This window comes from Martelella lutilitoris (assembly GCF_005924265.1).
Lineage (GTDB): Bacteria > Pseudomonadota > Alphaproteobacteria > Rhizobiales > Rhizobiaceae > Martelella > Martelella lutilitoris.
Map to the genome: position 1 here is coordinate 304,817 of NZ_VCLB01000004.1, position 16,804 is coordinate 321,620.

Genomic DNA, 16,804 nt, shown 5'->3' on the forward strand with positions numbered 1-16,804 from the left:
GACGGAGAATGGGAGCAGGCTTTTTGCATCTGCAACGGGCTATGCCAGCAGACGAGCCGGAAGAGGCCCGGATCATCTGCTCCGATGCTACGCCAAATGCATCAATGCGTATTGCCCATCAGCGACACATGGGCGGCGGCGACTTTCCAGCCGTTGGCCGTGCGGATCCATGTCTGGCTCTGGCGTCCACGGACGGAAGCGCCCGGCCGCTGGAATTCGAGGTCGCAGACCGCGCAATCCCGGCCGAAGGCGGTGATCTGGCGGCGGATGACATCGCGCTGCGGCGAACCGCCCGAACGGCCCTTGCGGAAATCGCGGATTTCGGAAATGCCGTAGAGGTTTTCGCCGACGCCGTAGCGCAGCGTGTTCTCGCTGTCCCAGAACAGCGCATCCAGCGTATCGAGATCGTTCTCCATCAGCGCCTTCTCATAGAGGTCGCAGAGTTTGGTGACCTCTTCCAGAACGTCGGGAAGATTGACGGGTTGAACGGCGGCGTCTTTTTCCTGTGTCATGCGTCTGCTCGTAAAAGGCCGGCGACGATATCGTCCGAGGAACAGACGAAGCCGAAGCACTGGCGTGTGTTGTAAAGGGTGGCGTCCATGCAGAATTGCGGCGAGGTGGTTGCCGCGCAATCCTCCACCAGTATGCAGTCATAGCCGAGGAAATTGGCGTCCTGCAGCGTGCAAAGCACACATTGGTCGGCATTGACGCCGGCGAAGAGCACGGTGGTGACGCCGAGATTGCGCAAGACGCTGTCGAGTTCGGTATCCTGAAAGCCGGACATGCGGTATTTGTCGACGGAAATGTCGGTTTCCGCGATCTCGAGTTCGTCAACCACGGCCGCCGCCCAGCTATCCTTTTCCAGAACATGCGCGCCATTGGGCAGCGGATCGCCGATGCCGGTTTCCCGCCCCGTCGGCTGGTAAACATGGAGCGTGGAGGGCGGCAGGTTGGCCTTGTCCGCACGGTTGCCCCAGTTGAGCCAGACGACGGGCACTTCGGCGGACCGCAAGCCGGGCAGCAGTCGCTGCAACGGTTCGATCGGCGCGCGGGCGGGCGTGACATCGACGCCAATGCCGGCAAGCCAGCCATCGGGGTGGCAGAAATCATTCTGCATGTCGATGACGATGATGGCGGTGCGGTTCAGGTCGAGGACGATCTCACGGTCGCCGTCCTTCACGGAAAGCGAGCGCGGTTCAGGCTGCGGCCGGATCATGTCGACCCGACCTTTTGAAACCTGCCACCGGTTCAGCCGCGAGGGCCCGAGCGGCAGGGCATCGGCGTCTTTCCGCATCAGGCGGCCTTCCCGGTCAGCACCTTCAGATCTTCCGCATCCAGCGATACGCGCTCGCCGGAACGGATCAGTTCGGCAAAGTCCTGGTTCGGCGTCATCACCGTCAGCGTGTAGAGTTTCGACGAGCCGGTGTTCTTCACCACATGCTCAGACCCCGGACACAGCATCAGCGCGTCGCCCTTCCTGATCGGCATTTCCTCGCCGTCGCTGGAGGCGATGCCTTCGCCCTCGATCACATAGAAGAATTCGTGCGCGTGGCTGTGCTCGTTCGGCGGCGTCGCGCCGCCGACGGTGAAGATCTCGATGACGAAGATATTGTCGATCTCGTCCTTCTTCGGATCAAACAGGATCGCGAAATAATTGGTGTCGGTCGGCGCGATCTTGAACACTTCGGCCTTTTCGACCTGTTCGAATGCATAGGTGAGCATGGGACCCTCTGGAAATCCTGTCTGACAATAAGAGCCGGCATGAGCGGCGCGGAGCATTTAAAGGTGGTGGGAGACCTTAGAGTACCGCTCATGCCGGAACCGAAGGCTGAAACCGCCGCTACAGCTGGGGAAAAAACGCTTTGCGGTGGTCCATGACGCCTCCAGCACTGATGTCATGGTGCTGCAGTTTCTGTCGCTTTAAAAGCACTTATTTTCGCATATAATGTTGCCTCCAAGGCAACAAAGGAAGCGCCCCATGCTGCATGGACGCCTGCTCAACTATCTCGACGAGGTCGCCCGCAGCGGCTCGGTGCGCAAGACAGCCGAACGGCTCAATGTCTCCGCCTCCGCCATCTCGCGCCAGATCGCGGCCCTTGAGGAAGCGCTCGACACCCAGCTTTTCGATCGCAGCCGCCGACGCCTGACGCTGACGGCCGCGGGTGAAATCCTGATCGGCCATGTGCGCGAGACGCTGAAGGGCATGAACCGCGCCGAGGCGATGATGGAGGACCTGAAGGGGTTGCGCCGCGGGGTGGTGACGATCGCGCTGATGAGCGGCCTTGCCGCCAACCTGCTGCCGCGCGCCGTCGGCCGTTTTCAGCGCGCCAATCCGGGCGTCAGCGTGCGAATGATGTTGATGACCACGGGCGACGATATCCGCAATGCGGTGCGGGCCGGCGAGGCCGACATGGGCCTCGGCTTCGATTTTCCGGCGGATGCGGATATCAGTGTTCTTGAAATCGCCATCGGACGGCTCGGCCTTGCCGTCGCGCCGGACCATCCGCTGGCGCGTTCCACCAGCGTGCGCCTGTCCGAATGCGTCGGCTATCCGGTCGCCGGCGCCGACCCGACCACGGCGATCCGCCCGCATATCGAACAGGTCTTCTCCCGCGCCAATCTGCAGATGTCTTTTGCGGTGGAAGCCAATTCGATCGAGATGATGCGGCATCTTGCCATGAGCGAGGGCTACCTCACCTTCCTCACACCCTTCGATATCGCCTTCGAAAGCCGCATGGGCCGCCTCGTCTATGTGCCGGTGCGCGAGTTCCAGTCCGACACCCAGCAATTGATGCTGATCGGCGGCCGACGAAACATCACCGCGATTGCAAGCGTGTTTGTGGAGAATATCCGAACCGTGATGCGGGAAATGGCGGATTGAACTGCGGGTTGGCTGGTCAAAAGGGGCCATCTTTTTACGGCACTGACTTCCACAAATCACTGTCATGCCGGGCTTGAGCCGGCATCTAGACCACCGGTCGGCGAATTTGAACCGTCCGATGATCCAGCTCTTTGTTTTGCGCATCGGGTTATCGAAAACCGGATTCCACTTTTTCGCCCGATGCTCTTGGGCGGCACGAGAGGGGCAAATGATCACGTTGGAAGAGTCGAAAATGAGCCTTCCGTCAACTGGCCCTGAACCCCGGTACAGGCCGAGGTGACGGCAGCGTGGGTGGCCGGCCTCGATATTCAAAAGAGCTTCCCGGGCTACTCCCGCGCCTCGCCCGGTAGCATCTCAAGCGCATTGATCCACGGCGCCGCCGCCTCGCACCAGATCTGCCGTTTCGGCGGCAGGGCGGCGCGCTGGTCGATCAGGCCCCAGCGGAGCGCCCAGTCATTGGCCGCCTCCCCCTCGCCTCTGGAAAACACCGGTCCGCCGCAGGTTTCGCAAAAGGCCTGGGCGCGCTTGGCGCCGCTTTCGGCCATCTTCCAGTACTCCCTGAGAACACCGCTCAGGATCTCCACATCTTCGCGCGCAACCAGAACCGAGACACGGTAGGGCGAGCCGGAGAGCCTCTGGCACTGCTCGCAATGGCAGACGACCACGGCCTCGGGGTCGATGCTCGCCGCAAAGCGCACATTGCCGCAAAAGCAGCTACCGGTGACGTCCATGATCCATTCTCCGTTTTCCGCAGGGAGGCTGTTCATGCCATGGAGGCGCGGCCGGGTGCAACATGTCGAGGCTTGAAGAATCCTGATGGCAGCATCAGATTACGGAAAACAGAGAACAGGAGAGCGTTGATGAATATCGGCGAAGCCGCACGCCAGTCGGGGCTGCCGCCCAAGACAATCCGGTACTACGAGGAAATCGGTCTCGTCGTCGCTGATCGTGCGCCCAACGGATACCGGGATTATTCCGGCAACCATGTGCACCGGCTGAACTTCATCCACCGCTCGCGCGACCTCGGCTTCTCGGTCGAAGAGTGCCGGCTGCTGCTCTCGCTTTATGACGACAACGCCCGCGAAAGCGCCGAGGTCAAGGCGCTGGCGCTTTCCAAGATCACCGAGATCGACGCCAAGCTCGAAAGGCTCGCCAGCCTGAAGGCCACGCTGCAGCATCTGGCTGAAACCTGCCACGGCGACCATCGGCCGGATTGCCCGATCCTCGAGGAGCTATCCGGCGACAAGGATTGCTGCCCGCCGGCCTCAAGCCTCGAAACGGATCACCGCGTGGGCACGGGTTCCTCGCCGCGATAGTCGTAGAAACCCCGGCCGGATTTGCGGCCGAGCCAGCCGGCATCGACATATTTGACGAGCAGAGGGCACGGCCGGTACTTGTTGTCGGCCAACCCTTCATGCAGCAGTTGCATGCCGGCAAGGCAGGTGTCGAGGCCGATGAAATCGGCAAGTTCCAGCGGCCCCATCGGGTGGCGCGCGCCGAGCTTCATGGCGACGTCGATCGCATCGACCGACCCGACCCCCTCATAAAGCACATAGATCGCCTCGTTGATCATCGGCAGCAGGATGCGGTTGACGATGAAGGCGGGGAAATCCTCCGAGACCGTCGGCGTCTTGCCGAGCGAGCGAACGAAGTCCTTGGCCGTCTCGAAAGTCACTTCCTCCGTGGCAATGCCCCGCACCAGTTCGACCAGCTCCATCACCGGCACCGGGTTCATGAAATGCACGCCCATGAAGCGCTCGGGACGGTCGGTCGCAGCCGCAAGACGGGTGATGGAAAAGGCCGATGTATTGGTCGCCAGCAGGGCTTCCGGCTTCAAAATCGGGCAGATCTTCGCGTAGAGCGCGCGCTTGGCCGCCTCATCCTCGGTGATCGCCTCGATCGCCATGTCGACGGAGGCAAGGTCCTGAAGGTCGGTCGAGCCACTGATCAGCGCCAGCGCTTTCTTGCGCGCGTCATCGGTGAGCTTGCCGGAATTGACCTGGCGGGCAAGATTGCCGTTGATCGTCGCGAGAGCCCGTTCGATCTGCTCGCGCTCGCTGTCGATCAGGTGCACGTCATAACCAGCAACCGCGCAGACATGGGCCACCCCGCAGCCCATGGCGCCGGCGCCGACAACCCCTATGCGCTTTATGTTATCAGCCATTTCGCGCTCCCTTGCTCGTTTTCCGGGCGAACGGCAGGCCGCTCGCGAAAGTCCGTACCACTTGATAGTCCCTCGGGCCGCTCATTTCCAGTGCCAACCCCTCTGCGACGCCAAGTTCGGGATCGGTCGAAACATGTTCTTTTCCCTGTCGCCGGCGATGAAAAACCGCTAGAGGCTAGTTCAGAAATAACGAGGAAACGGCATAAAACGCATGTCTACGCGACGCATCGCCATTTTCGGCGCGACCGGGTCGATCGGGCTCAACACGCTCGACGTGATCGAACAGCTCGGCGGGCGCGACAGTTTCGAACTGACCGCGGTCACCGGCAACGCCAATGTCGAGGCGCTGGCGAAAAAGGCGATCGACCACGGCGCGCGAATGGCCGTGACCGCCGACGAGACGCGCTACAAGGCGCTGAAGGAAGCCTTGTCCGGCTCGGGCATCACGCCTGCCGCCGGGACAAGCGGGCTTTCCGAAGCCGCGCGGATGGACAATGACATGGTGATGGCCGCAATCGTCGGCACGGCGGGGCTCAAGCCGACGCTGGAGGCCGCCAAGGCCGGCGCCGACATTGCCCTTGCCAACAAGGAATGCCTCGTTTCCGCCGGTCCCCTGTTCATGGAGGCGATTGCCGCCGGCGGCGGCACAATGGTTCCCGTCGACAGCGAGCATTCCGCCGTCTTTCAGGTGTTCGAGGAAAACCAGCGCCGGGCGCTGGAACGCGTCATCATCACCGCATCCGGCGGCCCGTTCCGCACCAGGAGCCTTGAGGAAATGCGCCATGTCGATGCCGCCACGGCGCGCGCCCACCCCAACTGGTCGATGGGCCTGAAGATCTCGATCGACAGCGCCTCGATGTTCAACAAGGCGCTGGAAATGATCGAGGCCATGCACCTCTTCGCGCTGAAGCCGGAACAGGTGGAGGTGATCGTCCATCCGCAGTCGATCATCCATTCCATGGTGGGCTACGCCGATGGCTCGGTTCTGGCCCAGCTCGGTGCGCCGGACATGCGCACGGCGATCGGCTATGCGCTTTCTTATCCGAACCGTCCGGCGCTTTCGGTCGAACGGCTCGATTTCGCCAGGCTTGCACGGCTCGATTTCGAGGCGCCGGACGAGATCCGGTTCCCCGCCCTGCGCCTGGCGCGGGTCGCCATGGCGCGCGGCGGGCTTCAGGGCGCGGTCTTGAACGGCGCCAAGGAAGTGGCGCTGGAAGCCTTTATCGAAGGGCGCTGCGGCTTTCTCGAAATGGCGGAAATCACGGAAGCCGTGATGGACAGCCTCTCGCACCTGCCCGCCGCCGTCGATATTGACGATATCTATGCCGCCGATGCGGAAGCGCGCCTAAGGGCCGCAGGCCTTGTCAGGGCGTAACCCCTACCATTCGATGCGGCTGCCGTCATAGGCCAGGAATATACCGGTCTCGCCTTCGGCGATGCCGTTCAGTGCGGAGAGCATGTTTCCGGCGGCCTCTTCGGCCGCGACCCGACGATTGCTGCCGGCATAGGGCTCGGAAAGCGGCGTCGCCACCGTGCCAGGGTGAAGCGCGACAAGCGAAAGCAGGGGACTTCTGCGCCGCGCCTCGATCGCCGCGGTGCGCAGGATCTGGTTCAGCGCCGCCTTGGACGAACGGTAGGACATCCACCCGCCGATGTGGTTGTCACCGATCGAACCGACGCGCGCTGAAAGGCTGGCGAAGATGGCCCTCCGGTCACGTGCCATCAGCGGCAGAAAGTGCTTGAGCAGAAGCGCCGGACCGATGGCGTTGACGGAAAACTGCCGTGCCATGGCATCGGGATCAAGCGCGCGGATCGTCTTCTCCGGGCCGACGCCATCAATATGCAACGCGCCGGTCGCGCAGAGGATAAGATCGAACGAATGACCCGCAAACCGCTCCGCCGCCTGGGCCACGCAGGCCTCGTCGAAGATCTCGATCCCATCCTCGCGCCGCGATAGCGTTTCGAGGGCGCCGCAGCGCGGATCAGCCCCGATCGCGGCGCAAAAGGCGCTGCCGATACCGCCGGAAGCGCCGATGACGAGCGCGCGATAGCCCTCGGCAAGACTGGTCATGTCGGTTCCTGGTATCTGTCTCTCCCTTTCAGGAAGGAACTACGCCCGAATGCCGCTTGCGGATCAGCTGCCGAAGACCGCCCGCCAGACATCGACGGGGAATGCGCCTTCGCATCCTTCCGGTGCCGTATTGGTCATGGCGACGGCGACCGTGCCGGTTTCGGGATCTAAACACCAGCGATTGCCATAGATCCCGCCCCACGAGACTGCGCCATTCGGCAGGGGCGACTTGTCGAGCGCGGCATCTTCGGTAACGGCCCCGATAAAGCCGAATTTCACGCCCGGACGCACATTGAGATCGCCGATCTGGTTGCGGATCGCGGCGGCTGCCGTTTCCGGCTTCAGCACGCCGTCGCCGTTCTTGCGGACCATTTCGAGGAGCCGGATCACATCACCGGCGGTTCCCGCCATGCCGCCGCCGCCGCCCTGGAAGGCGCGGGCGTTGAAGATACGCTCGGGCGAGAATGTGTAGAGCCGGTCGGGGCCGAAGGTTACGCGTTCCGGCTCGCCCATGGGCAGGGGAACAGGATCGGCATTGAAATAGGAAACTGCGATGCGCGCGCGATCCGTCACATGGAAGGTGGTGTCGCGAATGCCAAGCGGCGAGAGGATATAGCGGTCAAGCGCCTCTTCCACGGAACATCCCTCCACTTCGGCAAGCACGGCGCCGAGAATGTCGATCGCGATCGAATATTCCCAGGCCGTTCCGGGCTTGTAGGCCAGCGGAACGGTGTTGTGGCGAGAGAAATTGTCCTCAAGCGTCAGTTCGGTGTTCTCGATGCCGACCGTGATGGAATCATGGACAGAAAGAATGCCCGCGCCGGGACGATAGGTGAGCCCGGCCGTATGCGTCAGAAGTTGACGAATGGTGATCTCGGCCTGCCGTCCGTCCGGTCCCGGCGGATGAAACCAGGGCAGAAGGTCGCTGACATGATCGTCAAGCGACAGTTTCCCGGCATCGATCATCGCCAGCGCGGCGGCGGCGACAAAGGGTTTGGTGACGGAGGCGTAGCGGAAGATCGTGTCGGGTGACACCGGCTTGCCAGCCTCGCGATCGGCAAAACCTGCGGCGCGCTCATAGACAGGCTCGCCGTTCCGCCACACCATGACCACGGTTCCGACGATGCGCGCGTCGTTGATCGCGCGGTCGATGGCCGCGTCAACGCGTTGCGAAAGTTCCATGAGAAGCCCTCCGGAGCAGAAACAGCATTGCCTGTTTGATCCGGAAAGCCGAGGCTCGAGTCAAGTGAATTCCCGATAACGGATCATTACGCGACGGCGCGCGCCAGCGCGCATTGCGACCAGAGCGAATGCAGCGCCGCCACCAGATGGTCCATATCCTCATCGGTATGGAGCGGCGTCGGGGTGAAGCGCAGGCGCTCGGTCTTGCGCGGCACGGTCGGATAATTGATCGGCTGCACATAGATGCCGAAATCATCGAGCAGGATGTCGGAAATCCATTTGCACTTCGAGGCATCGCCCACCATCACCGGCACAATATGGCTGTTGTTTTCCATATGCGGAATGCCCTGGGCATCAAGCTTGCGGCGAAGCGTAGCGACGCGCTCGCGGTGACGCTCGCGCTCGATCTGGCTCACTTTCAGATGCCGGATGGAGGCCACGGCGCCCGCGGCGAGCGACGGCGGCAACGCGGTGGTGAAGATGAAGCCGGAGGCGAAGGAACGGACGAAATCGACGACGGCCTGCGAGCCGGCGATATAACCGCCCATGACGCCATAGGCCTTGCCGAGCGTGCCTTCAATGATCGTCAGACGGTCCATCAGGCCCTCGCGCTCGGCAACGCCGCCGCCGCGCGGACCGTACATGCCGACGGCATGGACCTCGTCCAGATAAGTCATTGCGCCGTATTTGTCGGCGAGATCGCAGATCTCCCTGATGGGCGCGATGTCGCCGTCCATCGAATAGACCGATTCGAAGGCGATCAGCTTCGGCGCATCGGGATCGGCCGCCTTGAGCTTCGCTTCGAGATCGTTGAGGTCGTTGTGCTTGAAGATGACGCGGGCGCTCTTGCCGTGGCGGATACCCTCGATCATCGAGGCATGGTTCAGCGCATCTGAAAAGATGATCAGGCCGGGGATCTTCTGGCCGAGCGTGCCGAGCGTCGCCCAGTTGGAGACATATCCGGAGGTGAAGATCAGCGCCGCTTCCTTGCCGTGCAGGTCGGCGAGTTCTTCCTCAAGCTTGACGTGATAGTAATTGGTGCCGGAAATATTGCGGGTGCCGCCGGCCCCTGCCCCGCAAGCCTCGATCGCCTCCTGCATGGCGGCGATCACGGTGGGACACTGCCCCATGCCGAGATAGTCGTTCGAACACCAGACCGTGACAGGCGAAGCCGTTCCGTCCTTGAAACGCGATGCCCGGGGGAATTCGCCGCGATGCCGTTTCAGTTCGGCGAAGACGCGGTAACGGCCCTCTTCATGCAGTCCCGCCAATTCGCTTTTGAAAAATGCTTCGAAATCCATCGTTCAGGTGCTCCACCGCCAGGCCGTTTTGTTTTCCGCAAGGATTTGACGAAGTTTGCGCAACGTCAAGCCGCAAAAACCCAGATTTAAGAGGGGTGCGGCAATAGGCCCTTCGTTTGAATTATTCCAAACTGCTTCTACACGCAACCGCTGGAGACGATTCTTGATCAAGGTCAAGTGATCCGCTTAAAAAGCAAATCCTGAAATTGCCTTGCGGGAGCGGGAACAAATCCCTGACCGGACACATTATTTTCCTGCCCCGGGCATATCCGGCCTTCGCCGGCAGGCGCTTTTTTGCTTCCCGCGTAAGCGCTATTCGGATATGTATTTTCAGAAGCGGCCGGCTGAACGGCCGTGGTCAAGGAGAGCGGCGGCAGGCACGGGACCCCGGGGGAGCGTCCGGTCGTAGCGCGACCAATCGGTGATGAGGGAATCATGAACAAAGTAATTGCAGGACTTCTGATCAGTGTCTTTTCGCTTGCGGCAACGGCCTGCACGCCCACGCAGGAAGGTGCGGCCATCGGCGCCGGCAGCGGCGCTCTGATCGGCACGGCCATTGACGGCGGCGGCCTCGGCGGCGCCCTTCTCGGCGGCGCAATCGGCGCCGGCGCCGGCGCGCTTGTCGGCCGCGCTGTCGAAAACCAGCCGGGCAAGTGCTACTACCGCGACCGCTACGGCCGCGAATATGTGGATGACTGCCCGCGGTAAGACATCATGCGCGTGACCGTCTTCGATTTGCGGAGACGGTCATCGCTTCCCGAAAAGCCGCGCCTGCAGGCTGCGGCAATGCGGCTTCTTCCGCTATCCGGCCGACAATTGCGCTTCCGAAAGGTTCGGTTAACGCTGTTGCCGGCTTTTGGATTTTGACGGGATGCGCGGACTGCTCCCGTGCTAATATGCTGAAGTATAAATTCATTCAGCGGATCAGCGGCATCGTATAGAGTACACCATGGTCACCCGTTCCAACCGGCGAAATTCCGGCACCCGCGCCTCGTTCAAGGCCGGGCTTCTGCTGTCTGCGGCATTGCTCGCGACGGCGTTGTCGGGTGCCGGCGAGGCGCGCGCTTTTTCCCTTTTCGGCGTGCATCTGTGGGGCGAGCGCGAGGAAGAGGTCGAGAACGTTCAGGATCCGGTGCGCTATCATGTGACTTTCACGGTCACGGGCGGCGATGACGGGCTGGAGCGATTCCTGCGCAACCGGTCGCAACTCGTCACCGACGAGAGCCAGCCGGTCGACGGTGATCTTGGCCTGCTCGTCAAGGCGCGCGACGACCTGCAGATCCTCGTCGGTTCGCTCTTCGAACGAGCCTATTACGGCGGACTGGTGACTATCAGCATCGAGGGCCAGAACATCGAGGACATTGTCGGCCTTCCGAATTTCGATCGCGTGAACCCTGTGCCCGTCACGGTCAATATCGAGGCCGGGCCGCGCTTCACCTTCGCAAACATCGATATCAAGGGCGCACCGGTGGATTTCGATCCTTCACGGCTCGGTCTCGTCACCGGTACGCCGGCCTATTCGACGACCATTCTCTCGGCGGCCCAGGACATCGTCGCGAAACTCAAGGATGACGGTCACCCCTTTGCCAGGATCACCAAGCGGGAGGTCATCGCCAACCACGAGAACGCGACCATCAACGTGATGATCGACGCAGAGGCCGGACCGCAGGCCGACCTCGGGCCGATCGCGATCAAGGGCGCGGATGCGGTCGATCCGGATTTCATCCGCACCTATTCGCGACTGAAGGCCGGGCAAGCCTATTCGCCGCAGGAGCTCACCGATGCCGCCAACCGGCTGCGCACGCTGAAGACCTTCGATTCCGTCGTGATCAACACCGCCGATTCGCTTGACGAAAACGGCCAGTTGCCGACTACGATCACGGTCAAGGACGGCAAATTCCGCTATTTCGGCTTCGGCGCGACCGTCTCCTCCATCGACGGTCTTGGCCTCGAAGGCTATTGGGGCCACCGCAACCTGTTCGGCCATGCGGAAGGACTGAAGCTGGAAGCCGGCGTTTCGCGCATCGGCGTCAGCGACGGCCTGGATTCGCTCGACTATGCCGGCGGCATTACCTTCACCAGGCCCGGCCTGTTCCTCCCCTCCGGCATGTTCACCGCAAGCCTGGCCGCGGGCACGGAAAACCCCGATCCCTATAACGCAAAGACGGTTGCCGGTGCCGTCACCTACAGCTTCGAACAGAACGATTACAACACGATCACGCTCGGCTCCACCACCGAATACTCCCATATCGAGGATGCCTTCGGCACCGAAGACTACCTCACCTTCTCGCTGCCTGTCGGCTTTGATCGCGATACCCGCAATGATGCGCTCAATCCGACGGAGGGGATTTATCTGGTCACCACCGCCGAGCCGGCCTACGACTTCCTCAACGGCACGATTTACTCATCCTTCGACGCCGTCGGATCGACGTATTTTTCGGCCGGAGAGGATGACCGCTTCACGCTCGCCGCACGTCTCGGCGCGGGCACGATCGTCGGCGGCGACAGCCTGGAAGACATCCCGGCCAACCAGCGCTTTTATGCCGGCGGCGGCGGCAGCGTGCGCGGCTATGCCTACAAGTCGATCTCGCCGCGCAATGCCAATGGCGATGAGACCGGCGGACGTTCCTATGTCGAGGCGACACTGGAGGCGCGCATCGGCGTTACCGAGAACATTCAGGTCGTGCCCTTCATCGATGCCGCCGATGTGTCCGCCGACAATTTCCCCGATTTCAGCGATATCCGCGCCGGCGCCGGCATCGGCGTGCGCTACCTGACCGGCTTCGGTCCCATTCGCCTCGACGTCGCGCTTCCGCTCGACCGCTATCCCGGCGGCGACAGGTTCGGCATCTATGCGGGGATCGGCCAGAGCTTCTGATCCGTCGTTTCGGATGCCGCAGGCAGGTGTGCGGGTCGGCAACGCTATTCAGCGCTGTATTCGCCCCCTTCCATCGCGTATAGACTGCCCCAGATTATGAATGGGCATAGCAAGGATTCCGCCAGACGATGAGACTATTGACGGCAACGCTTCGAATTCTGACAAAGCTGGTCGCGGGCCTCATCGCCGGTGTGATCCTGATCGCGCTCGCCGCCGTCATCCTGGTGGGTTTTACCGGTTTCGGCGCGAATTTTGCCGTTCAACAGGTGACCAAGCGGATCGCCTCGCCTGATTTCGCCGTGCATGTGGGAAGGGTCAGCGCGCCGCTCACCGGCCACTTCACCGTCGAATCCGTCTCGGTTTCGGATATTAACGGGCCCTATGCGACGGTGGAGGATGTCGCGCTCGACTGGTCGCCGCTCGCCCTTTTCAACGGTCGTTTCAAGGCGGCGAGCCTCTCCGCGCAGTCAGTGACGCTTGAGCGTCTGCCGGTCGCCTCGGACGCCGCGCCCAAGGAGAAGAGTGAAGGCGGCGGCTTCTCGCTGCCGATCGGCGTCGAGATCGACCGCTTCGACTTTCCCCAGATCGATATCGCCGCTCCCGTACTCGGCGAGGACTACCCGCTTTCCGCCGCAGGCAGCGTCACCGCGCTTTCCGACGCGATCGCCGCGTCTCTGGACGCGAAACACCGGGCCCGGCCGGAAACCTATGTCAAGGCCGACCTCGAATATGCGCCTGCCGACAACCGGCTCGATCTCGAGGCGGAAGTAAACGAGCCCCAGGGCGGCATCGTCGCCACGCTGATGCAATTGCCCGGCGCGCCGGCGCTCAATATCGGCGTTGACGGCGACGGTCCGCTTTCCGACTGGCAGGGCAAGGTGACGGCCGAGCTCTCCGGCTCCGCACTCGGCGAAATCGATATCCGCCACCAGCTTGACGAGGCCGGCGAACGAACGGTGACGGTCACCGGCAGCGGCCAGTTCGCGCCGCTTGCGCCCGAGGCTTTCGCCAGCCTGGTCGAAGGGACAACCCAGCTCGACATCGCGGTCACCCTTTCGCCCTCAGGCCGGATCGCCATCTCGAAAGGCGATGTCACCACCGGCAGCTTCGCGCTTGCCGCCTCCGGCGCCTATGATCCGGAAGGCAATAACGACCTGAAGGCGACGCTGAACGGCACGGACGGAGCGGTGCCCTTCTCCTGGCCGCTCGGCGAAGACACGCTCGACCTTGCGATCGAAAACGCCACGCTGGCATTGACGGGCGCGGCCGACAACGCCGACCTCCAGACTTCCGTGACGCTCGACCGGTTGTCGATGCCACAGGTGAGCGCCGACGGCATTGCCCTTGTCGCCAGCGGAACGGACCTCGACCTCAAAGGCAGGGACGGTGCGCTCGAGACCGCGCTGACGGTCGAGGACATCTCGTTTGACAACGAGAACCTGAACCAGCTGGTCAAAGCGCCTATTTCGCTGTCCGCGCCCATCGCGCTCTCCGGTTCAACGCTCAAGGTCGCCGCCGCCGAGCTTGAAAGCGGCAGTATCGGCGGCACGATGTCGATTTCCTACGATCTGGACAGCCAGAAGGCTTCGGGCGATGCGCGCCTGTTCGTTCTCGCCGATGCCCTGCCTGCGCCGGCGTCGGACATGATCAGCGGCATGACCCGGATCGAAACCGTTTTTTCGGCAAATCTTGCGACCGCCGACTATACGTTTTCAGACCTCAAGATCGAAAACAGCCTCGTCAGCGCGACTGGCAACGTCGCCCTTTCCGGCGATACGATCGACGCCACGCTGAAGGCGGCTCTCTCCGAACTTGGCACGCTTGCCCCGCAGGTGGGCGGCGCGGCGGAGATTACCGCTTCGGTCAACGGCCCACTTTCCGCGCCGGATATCGAAGCGACGGCGAGCGCCGATAATCTGGTCCTTTCCGGCGAGACGCTGAAGGATTTCTCGCTTTCGCTGAAAGGCAAGGCCGATCCGGCCGCGCCTTCCGGTACGGTCTCGGCAAAGGGAACCTATGCCGATGCGCCGCTTTCGCTTGCGGCCAACGTCGCCTCATCGAACGGTCAGATCGAGATTTCGGGGATCGACGGCGCGGTCGGCGGCAACACGCTTTCCGGCGACCTGACGCTGAATGACAGCTTCCTGCCGGCCGGCGGCATCAATTTCGATTTTCCCGACCTGAAGCTTCTTGCCGGGCTCGCCGGCCAGGAGGCTTCCGGCGACATTTCCGGCCGGATCGCGCTCGACAATGCAGATAACAAGCTGGGCCTGTCGGTGAATGCCTCCGGCGACCGGCTTTCCGCCGCGACCGTCACGGCGCGCAACATCGAGGCCGACATGACCGTCTCCGACCTTGCCGAACTGAAGGCGAACGGCAAGATCACCGTCGGATCGGTCTCGGCCAGCGGCCAGAATGTCAGCGACATTTCCCTTTCGGCCCGCAATGAGGGCGTGACGACAAGCTTCGACCTTTCCGCCCGCTATGACGGCCAGCCGGTGAACGCGTCGGCAAAGGTGACGCGCGCGGAGACGATGGAAATCGAGATCACCAGGCTCGAGGGCTCGCCCATGTCGCTCGCGCTCAGTCTTGCCCAGCCGGCAAGGATCATGATCGCCGACGGCACGGCCAATATCGAAAACCTCGGCATCGGCATCGGCGGCGGCACGGTCAGCGCCCGCGGCAGCGTCGGCGAGCGTCTCAATCTCAATGTCGATATTTCCGGCATCAACGCCGCGATCGCCAATAATTTCGTTCCGAGCCTCGGCGCGCAGGGCACGATCTCGGGCACGGTGACGGCAAGCGGCTCTCTTGCAAGCCCTTCCGCCAATTACGACCTGACGTGGAGCAACGCCAATGTGGCGCAGAACGCGGCGATCGGCGGACAATCCTTCAACATCACCACCACCGGGCGCTACGAGGGCAATCGCGTCACCACCGACACGAGGCTGACCAATGCGCAGGGCCTTTCGGCCCGGGCGACCGGTTCAGTCGGTCTTTCCGGCAATATGCCGCTCGATATCGCCGTCAACGGACGGCTGCCGCTCGCGCTCGTCTCGGTCGTCGCCGCCAATGCGGGCTATGCGGTCTCGGGCAATGCCGACGTCAACATGACCGTCGGCGGCAGCGTGCAGGCGCCGTCCTACTCCGGCGGCATTGACGTCAATATCGACAGCGTGACCGATCTGAGGCGCAATCTGGCGATCAACAATATCCGCGGCCGCGTCTCGGCCTCCGGCGACAGGCTCGTCGTCGAAGACATCACCGGGCGTCTCGCCGCGGGCGGCACGGTCACGATCAGCGGCAGCATCGCGCTTTCCGGCGATTTCCAGGCCTCGCTGAGGCTTTCGGCGGACAATGCGGTCATCAATGACGGACGCCTCCTGACGACGACGGCGAACGGCGCGCTGAGCCTCGAGGGACCGCTTCTCGGCCAGCCAACGCTCTCCGGCCGGCTCGATCTCGGCCGGACGGCCATCGTTATCCCAGACCGGTTGCCGGCCTCCATCGCCGACATCAACATCGTGCACGAAAATGCCTCGGCCGCCGTTTTGAGGCAGGCCAGCGCGCTTTCCCCGCAGCAGGCGACCGATGCCCGCTCGTCCTTCAACCTCGACATCACCATCGCGGCCCCCAACGCGATCTTCGTAAGGGGGCGCGGCATCGACGCCGAGCTTGGCGGCACGATCCGCGTTTCCGGCACCACGGCCGACCCGGTCATCACCGGCGGCTTCGACCTCATCCGGGGTCGTCTGTCGATCCTCAACCGGCGTTTCGATTTCAACCGAGGCCGGATCACCTTCGGCGGCGCGCTGGTGCCGCTCATCGACCTGCAGGCGCAGACCAATGCCGGTTCGACCGCGATCACCATTTCTCTGTCCGGCGTCGCGAACGATCCGCAGGTCAGCCTTAGTTCCACGCCTGCCCTGCCCGATGACGAGATACTGGCCCAGCTTCTGTTCAACCAGTCCTCGTCGAACCTCTCGGCCCTGCAGATCGCCCAGCTTGCCGATGCGGTGATCCAGTTGACCGGCGGCACCAACCAGTCGCTGTTCGGCTCGATCCGTGACGTTCTCGGCATCGACAATCTCGACGTGACGACCGACTCGACAGGCAATACCGCCGTCAGCATCGGCAAGTATTTGAACAGCAACACCTATGTCGAAGTCGAGCAAAGCCGCGATACCGGCACGCGGGCGAGCGTCAACATCGATATTGGCCGCAATTTCATCGTCAAGGGATCGGCGGGTTCTCAAGGCGAAGCCAGCGGCGGCATCTTCTACGAGAAGGAATACTAGACCGCCTGCCGTCCCGGCAGTTGAAATGA

General features: G+C 62.7%; 14 protein-coding genes. 6 read left to right on the top strand and 8 right to left on the bottom strand.

Annotated features, from left to right (window positions below):
• Positions 1-101: 101 nt before the first annotated feature.
• Genes hpxZ through FF124_RS08700 form a run of 3 tightly spaced genes read right to left on the bottom strand, consistent with a single transcriptional unit; the run spans position 102 to position 1,722 of the window.
• The gene (gene hpxZ / locus FF124_RS08690; RefSeq protein WP_138748094.1) at positions 102-512 is read right to left on the bottom strand and encodes an oxalurate catabolism protein HpxZ; all 411 of its coding nucleotides are present in this window, start codon (positions 510-512) and stop codon (positions 102-104) included.
• Positions 509-1,294, bottom strand: a complete 786-nt coding sequence (locus tag FF124_RS08695; protein WP_138748095.1) for a cysteine hydrolase family protein — start codon at positions 1,292-1,294, stop codon at positions 509-511. Before FF124_RS08695 ends, hpxZ begins: the two co-directional genes overlap by 4 nt.
• Positions 1,294-1,722 carry a cupin domain-containing protein gene (locus FF124_RS08700; RefSeq protein ID WP_138748096.1) on the bottom strand — a complete coding sequence of 143 codons (429 nt, stop codon included), beginning with the start codon at positions 1,720-1,722 and terminating at the stop codon, positions 1,294-1,296. The genes FF124_RS08695 and FF124_RS08700 overlap by 1 nt, the downstream gene beginning before the upstream one ends.
• Before the next feature lie 256 nt (positions 1,723-1,978).
• Here FF124_RS08700 and FF124_RS08705 point away from each other — a divergent pair, with 256 nt between their 5' ends.
• Complete coding sequence (locus FF124_RS08705) at positions 1,979-2,881, top strand: LysR family transcriptional regulator (protein ID WP_138748097.1); 903 nt, start codon at positions 1,979-1,981, stop codon at positions 2,879-2,881.
• A gap of 326 nt (positions 2,882-3,207) precedes the next feature.
• Here the strand turns inward: FF124_RS08705 and FF124_RS08710 are convergent, their stop codons facing one another.
• Positions 3,208-3,612 carry a GFA family protein gene (locus FF124_RS08710; RefSeq protein ID WP_138748098.1) on the bottom strand — a complete coding sequence of 135 codons (405 nt, stop codon included), beginning with the start codon at positions 3,610-3,612 and terminating at the stop codon, positions 3,208-3,210.
• Between the two features lie 129 nt (positions 3,613-3,741).
• On the opposite strand from FF124_RS08710, the gene cueR reads away from it, so the two are divergent.
• A complete protein-coding gene (cueR, locus tag FF124_RS08715; protein ID WP_138748099.1) occupies positions 3,742-4,197 on the top strand; it encodes a Cu(I)-responsive transcriptional regulator in 456 nt (151 codons plus the stop codon).
• Here cueR and FF124_RS08720 read toward each other — a convergent pair.
• Positions 4,164-5,045, bottom strand: a complete 882-nt coding sequence (locus FF124_RS08720; protein ID WP_138748100.1) for a 3-hydroxybutyryl-CoA dehydrogenase — start codon at positions 5,043-5,045, stop codon at positions 4,164-4,166. The genes cueR and FF124_RS08720 overlap by 34 nt on opposite strands.
• Positions 5,046-5,256: 211 nt before the next feature.
• On the opposite strand from FF124_RS08720, the gene dxr reads away from it, so the two are divergent.
• On the top strand, positions 5,257-6,420 hold the full coding sequence (gene dxr / locus FF124_RS08725; RefSeq protein ID WP_138748101.1) for a 1-deoxy-D-xylulose-5-phosphate reductoisomerase: 1,164 nt from the start codon (positions 5,257-5,259) through the stop codon (positions 6,418-6,420).
• 3 nt (positions 6,421-6,423) lie between these two features.
• Here the strand turns inward: dxr and FF124_RS08730 are convergent, their stop codons facing one another.
• The 3 genes from FF124_RS08730 to hemA form a co-directional block, all read right to left on the bottom strand.
• Positions 6,424-7,116 carry an SDR family NAD(P)-dependent oxidoreductase gene (locus FF124_RS08730; RefSeq protein WP_138748102.1) on the bottom strand — a complete coding sequence of 231 codons (693 nt, stop codon included), beginning with the start codon at positions 7,114-7,116 and terminating at the stop codon, positions 6,424-6,426.
• Positions 7,117-7,179: 63 nt separating this feature from the next.
• On the bottom strand, positions 7,180-8,298 hold the full coding sequence (locus tag FF124_RS08735; protein ID WP_138748103.1) for a serine hydrolase domain-containing protein: 1,119 nt from the start codon (positions 8,296-8,298) through the stop codon (positions 7,180-7,182).
• Between the two features lie 86 nt (positions 8,299-8,384).
• The gene (gene hemA, locus FF124_RS08740) at positions 8,385-9,599 is read right to left on the bottom strand and encodes a 5-aminolevulinate synthase (RefSeq protein ID WP_138748104.1); all 1,215 of its coding nucleotides are present in this window, start codon (positions 9,597-9,599) and stop codon (positions 8,385-8,387) included.
• A 435-nt stretch (positions 9,600-10,034) separates the two neighbouring features.
• Between hemA and FF124_RS08745 the strand changes: the two genes are divergently transcribed.
• The 3 genes from FF124_RS08745 (at position 10,035) to FF124_RS08755 (ending at position 16,775) form a co-directional block, all read left to right on the top strand.
• The gene (locus tag FF124_RS08745) at positions 10,035-10,307 is read left to right on the top strand and encodes a YMGG-like glycine zipper-containing protein (protein WP_138748105.1); all 273 of its coding nucleotides are present in this window, start codon (positions 10,035-10,037) and stop codon (positions 10,305-10,307) included.
• A gap of 241 nt (positions 10,308-10,548) precedes the next feature.
• Entirely contained in the window at positions 10,549-12,477 is a 1,929-nt protein-coding gene (locus tag FF124_RS08750; RefSeq protein ID WP_138748106.1) for an autotransporter assembly complex protein TamA, read from the top strand.
• A 128-nt stretch (positions 12,478-12,605) separates the two neighbouring features.
• Positions 12,606-16,775, top strand: a complete 4,170-nt coding sequence (locus FF124_RS08755; protein WP_138748107.1) for a translocation/assembly module TamB domain-containing protein — start codon at positions 12,606-12,608, stop codon at positions 16,773-16,775.
• Positions 16,776-16,804 lie beyond the last annotated feature (29 nt).

Coding starts and splice junctions, on each gene's coding strand:
- hpxZ (WP_138748094.1), bottom strand. CDS start 512: ATGACACAGGAAAAAGACGCCGCCGTTCAACCCGTCAATCTTCCCGAC.
- FF124_RS08695 (WP_138748095.1), bottom strand. CDS start 1,294: ATGCGGAAAGACGCCGATGCCCTGCCGCTCGGGCCCTCGCGGCTGAAC.
- FF124_RS08700 (WP_138748096.1), bottom strand. CDS start 1,722: ATGCTCACCTATGCATTCGAACAGGTCGAAAAGGCCGAAGTGTTCAAG.
- FF124_RS08705 (WP_138748097.1), top strand. CDS start 1,979: ATGCTGCATGGACGCCTGCTCAACTATCTCGACGAGGTCGCCCGCAGC.
- FF124_RS08710 (WP_138748098.1), bottom strand. CDS start 3,612: ATGGACGTCACCGGTAGCTGCTTTTGCGGCAATGTGCGCTTTGCGGCG.
- cueR (WP_138748099.1), top strand. CDS start 3,742: ATGAATATCGGCGAAGCCGCACGCCAGTCGGGGCTGCCGCCCAAGACA.
- FF124_RS08720 (WP_138748100.1), bottom strand. CDS start 5,045: ATGGCTGATAACATAAAGCGCATAGGGGTTGTCGGCGCCGGCGCCATG.
- dxr (WP_138748101.1), top strand. CDS start 5,257: ATGTCTACGCGACGCATCGCCATTTTCGGCGCGACCGGGTCGATCGGG.
- FF124_RS08730 (WP_138748102.1), bottom strand. CDS start 7,116: ATGACCAGTCTTGCCGAGGGCTATCGCGCGCTCGTCATCGGCGCTTCC.
- FF124_RS08735 (WP_138748103.1), bottom strand. CDS start 8,298: ATGGAACTTTCGCAACGCGTTGACGCGGCCATCGACCGCGCGATCAAC.
- hemA (WP_138748104.1), bottom strand. CDS start 9,599: ATGGATTTCGAAGCATTTTTCAAAAGCGAATTGGCGGGACTGCATGAA.
- FF124_RS08745 (WP_138748105.1), top strand. CDS start 10,035: ATGAACAAAGTAATTGCAGGACTTCTGATCAGTGTCTTTTCGCTTGCG.
- FF124_RS08750 (WP_138748106.1), top strand. CDS start 10,549: ATGGTCACCCGTTCCAACCGGCGAAATTCCGGCACCCGCGCCTCGTTC.
- FF124_RS08755 (WP_138748107.1), top strand. CDS start 12,606: ATGAGACTATTGACGGCAACGCTTCGAATTCTGACAAAGCTGGTCGCG.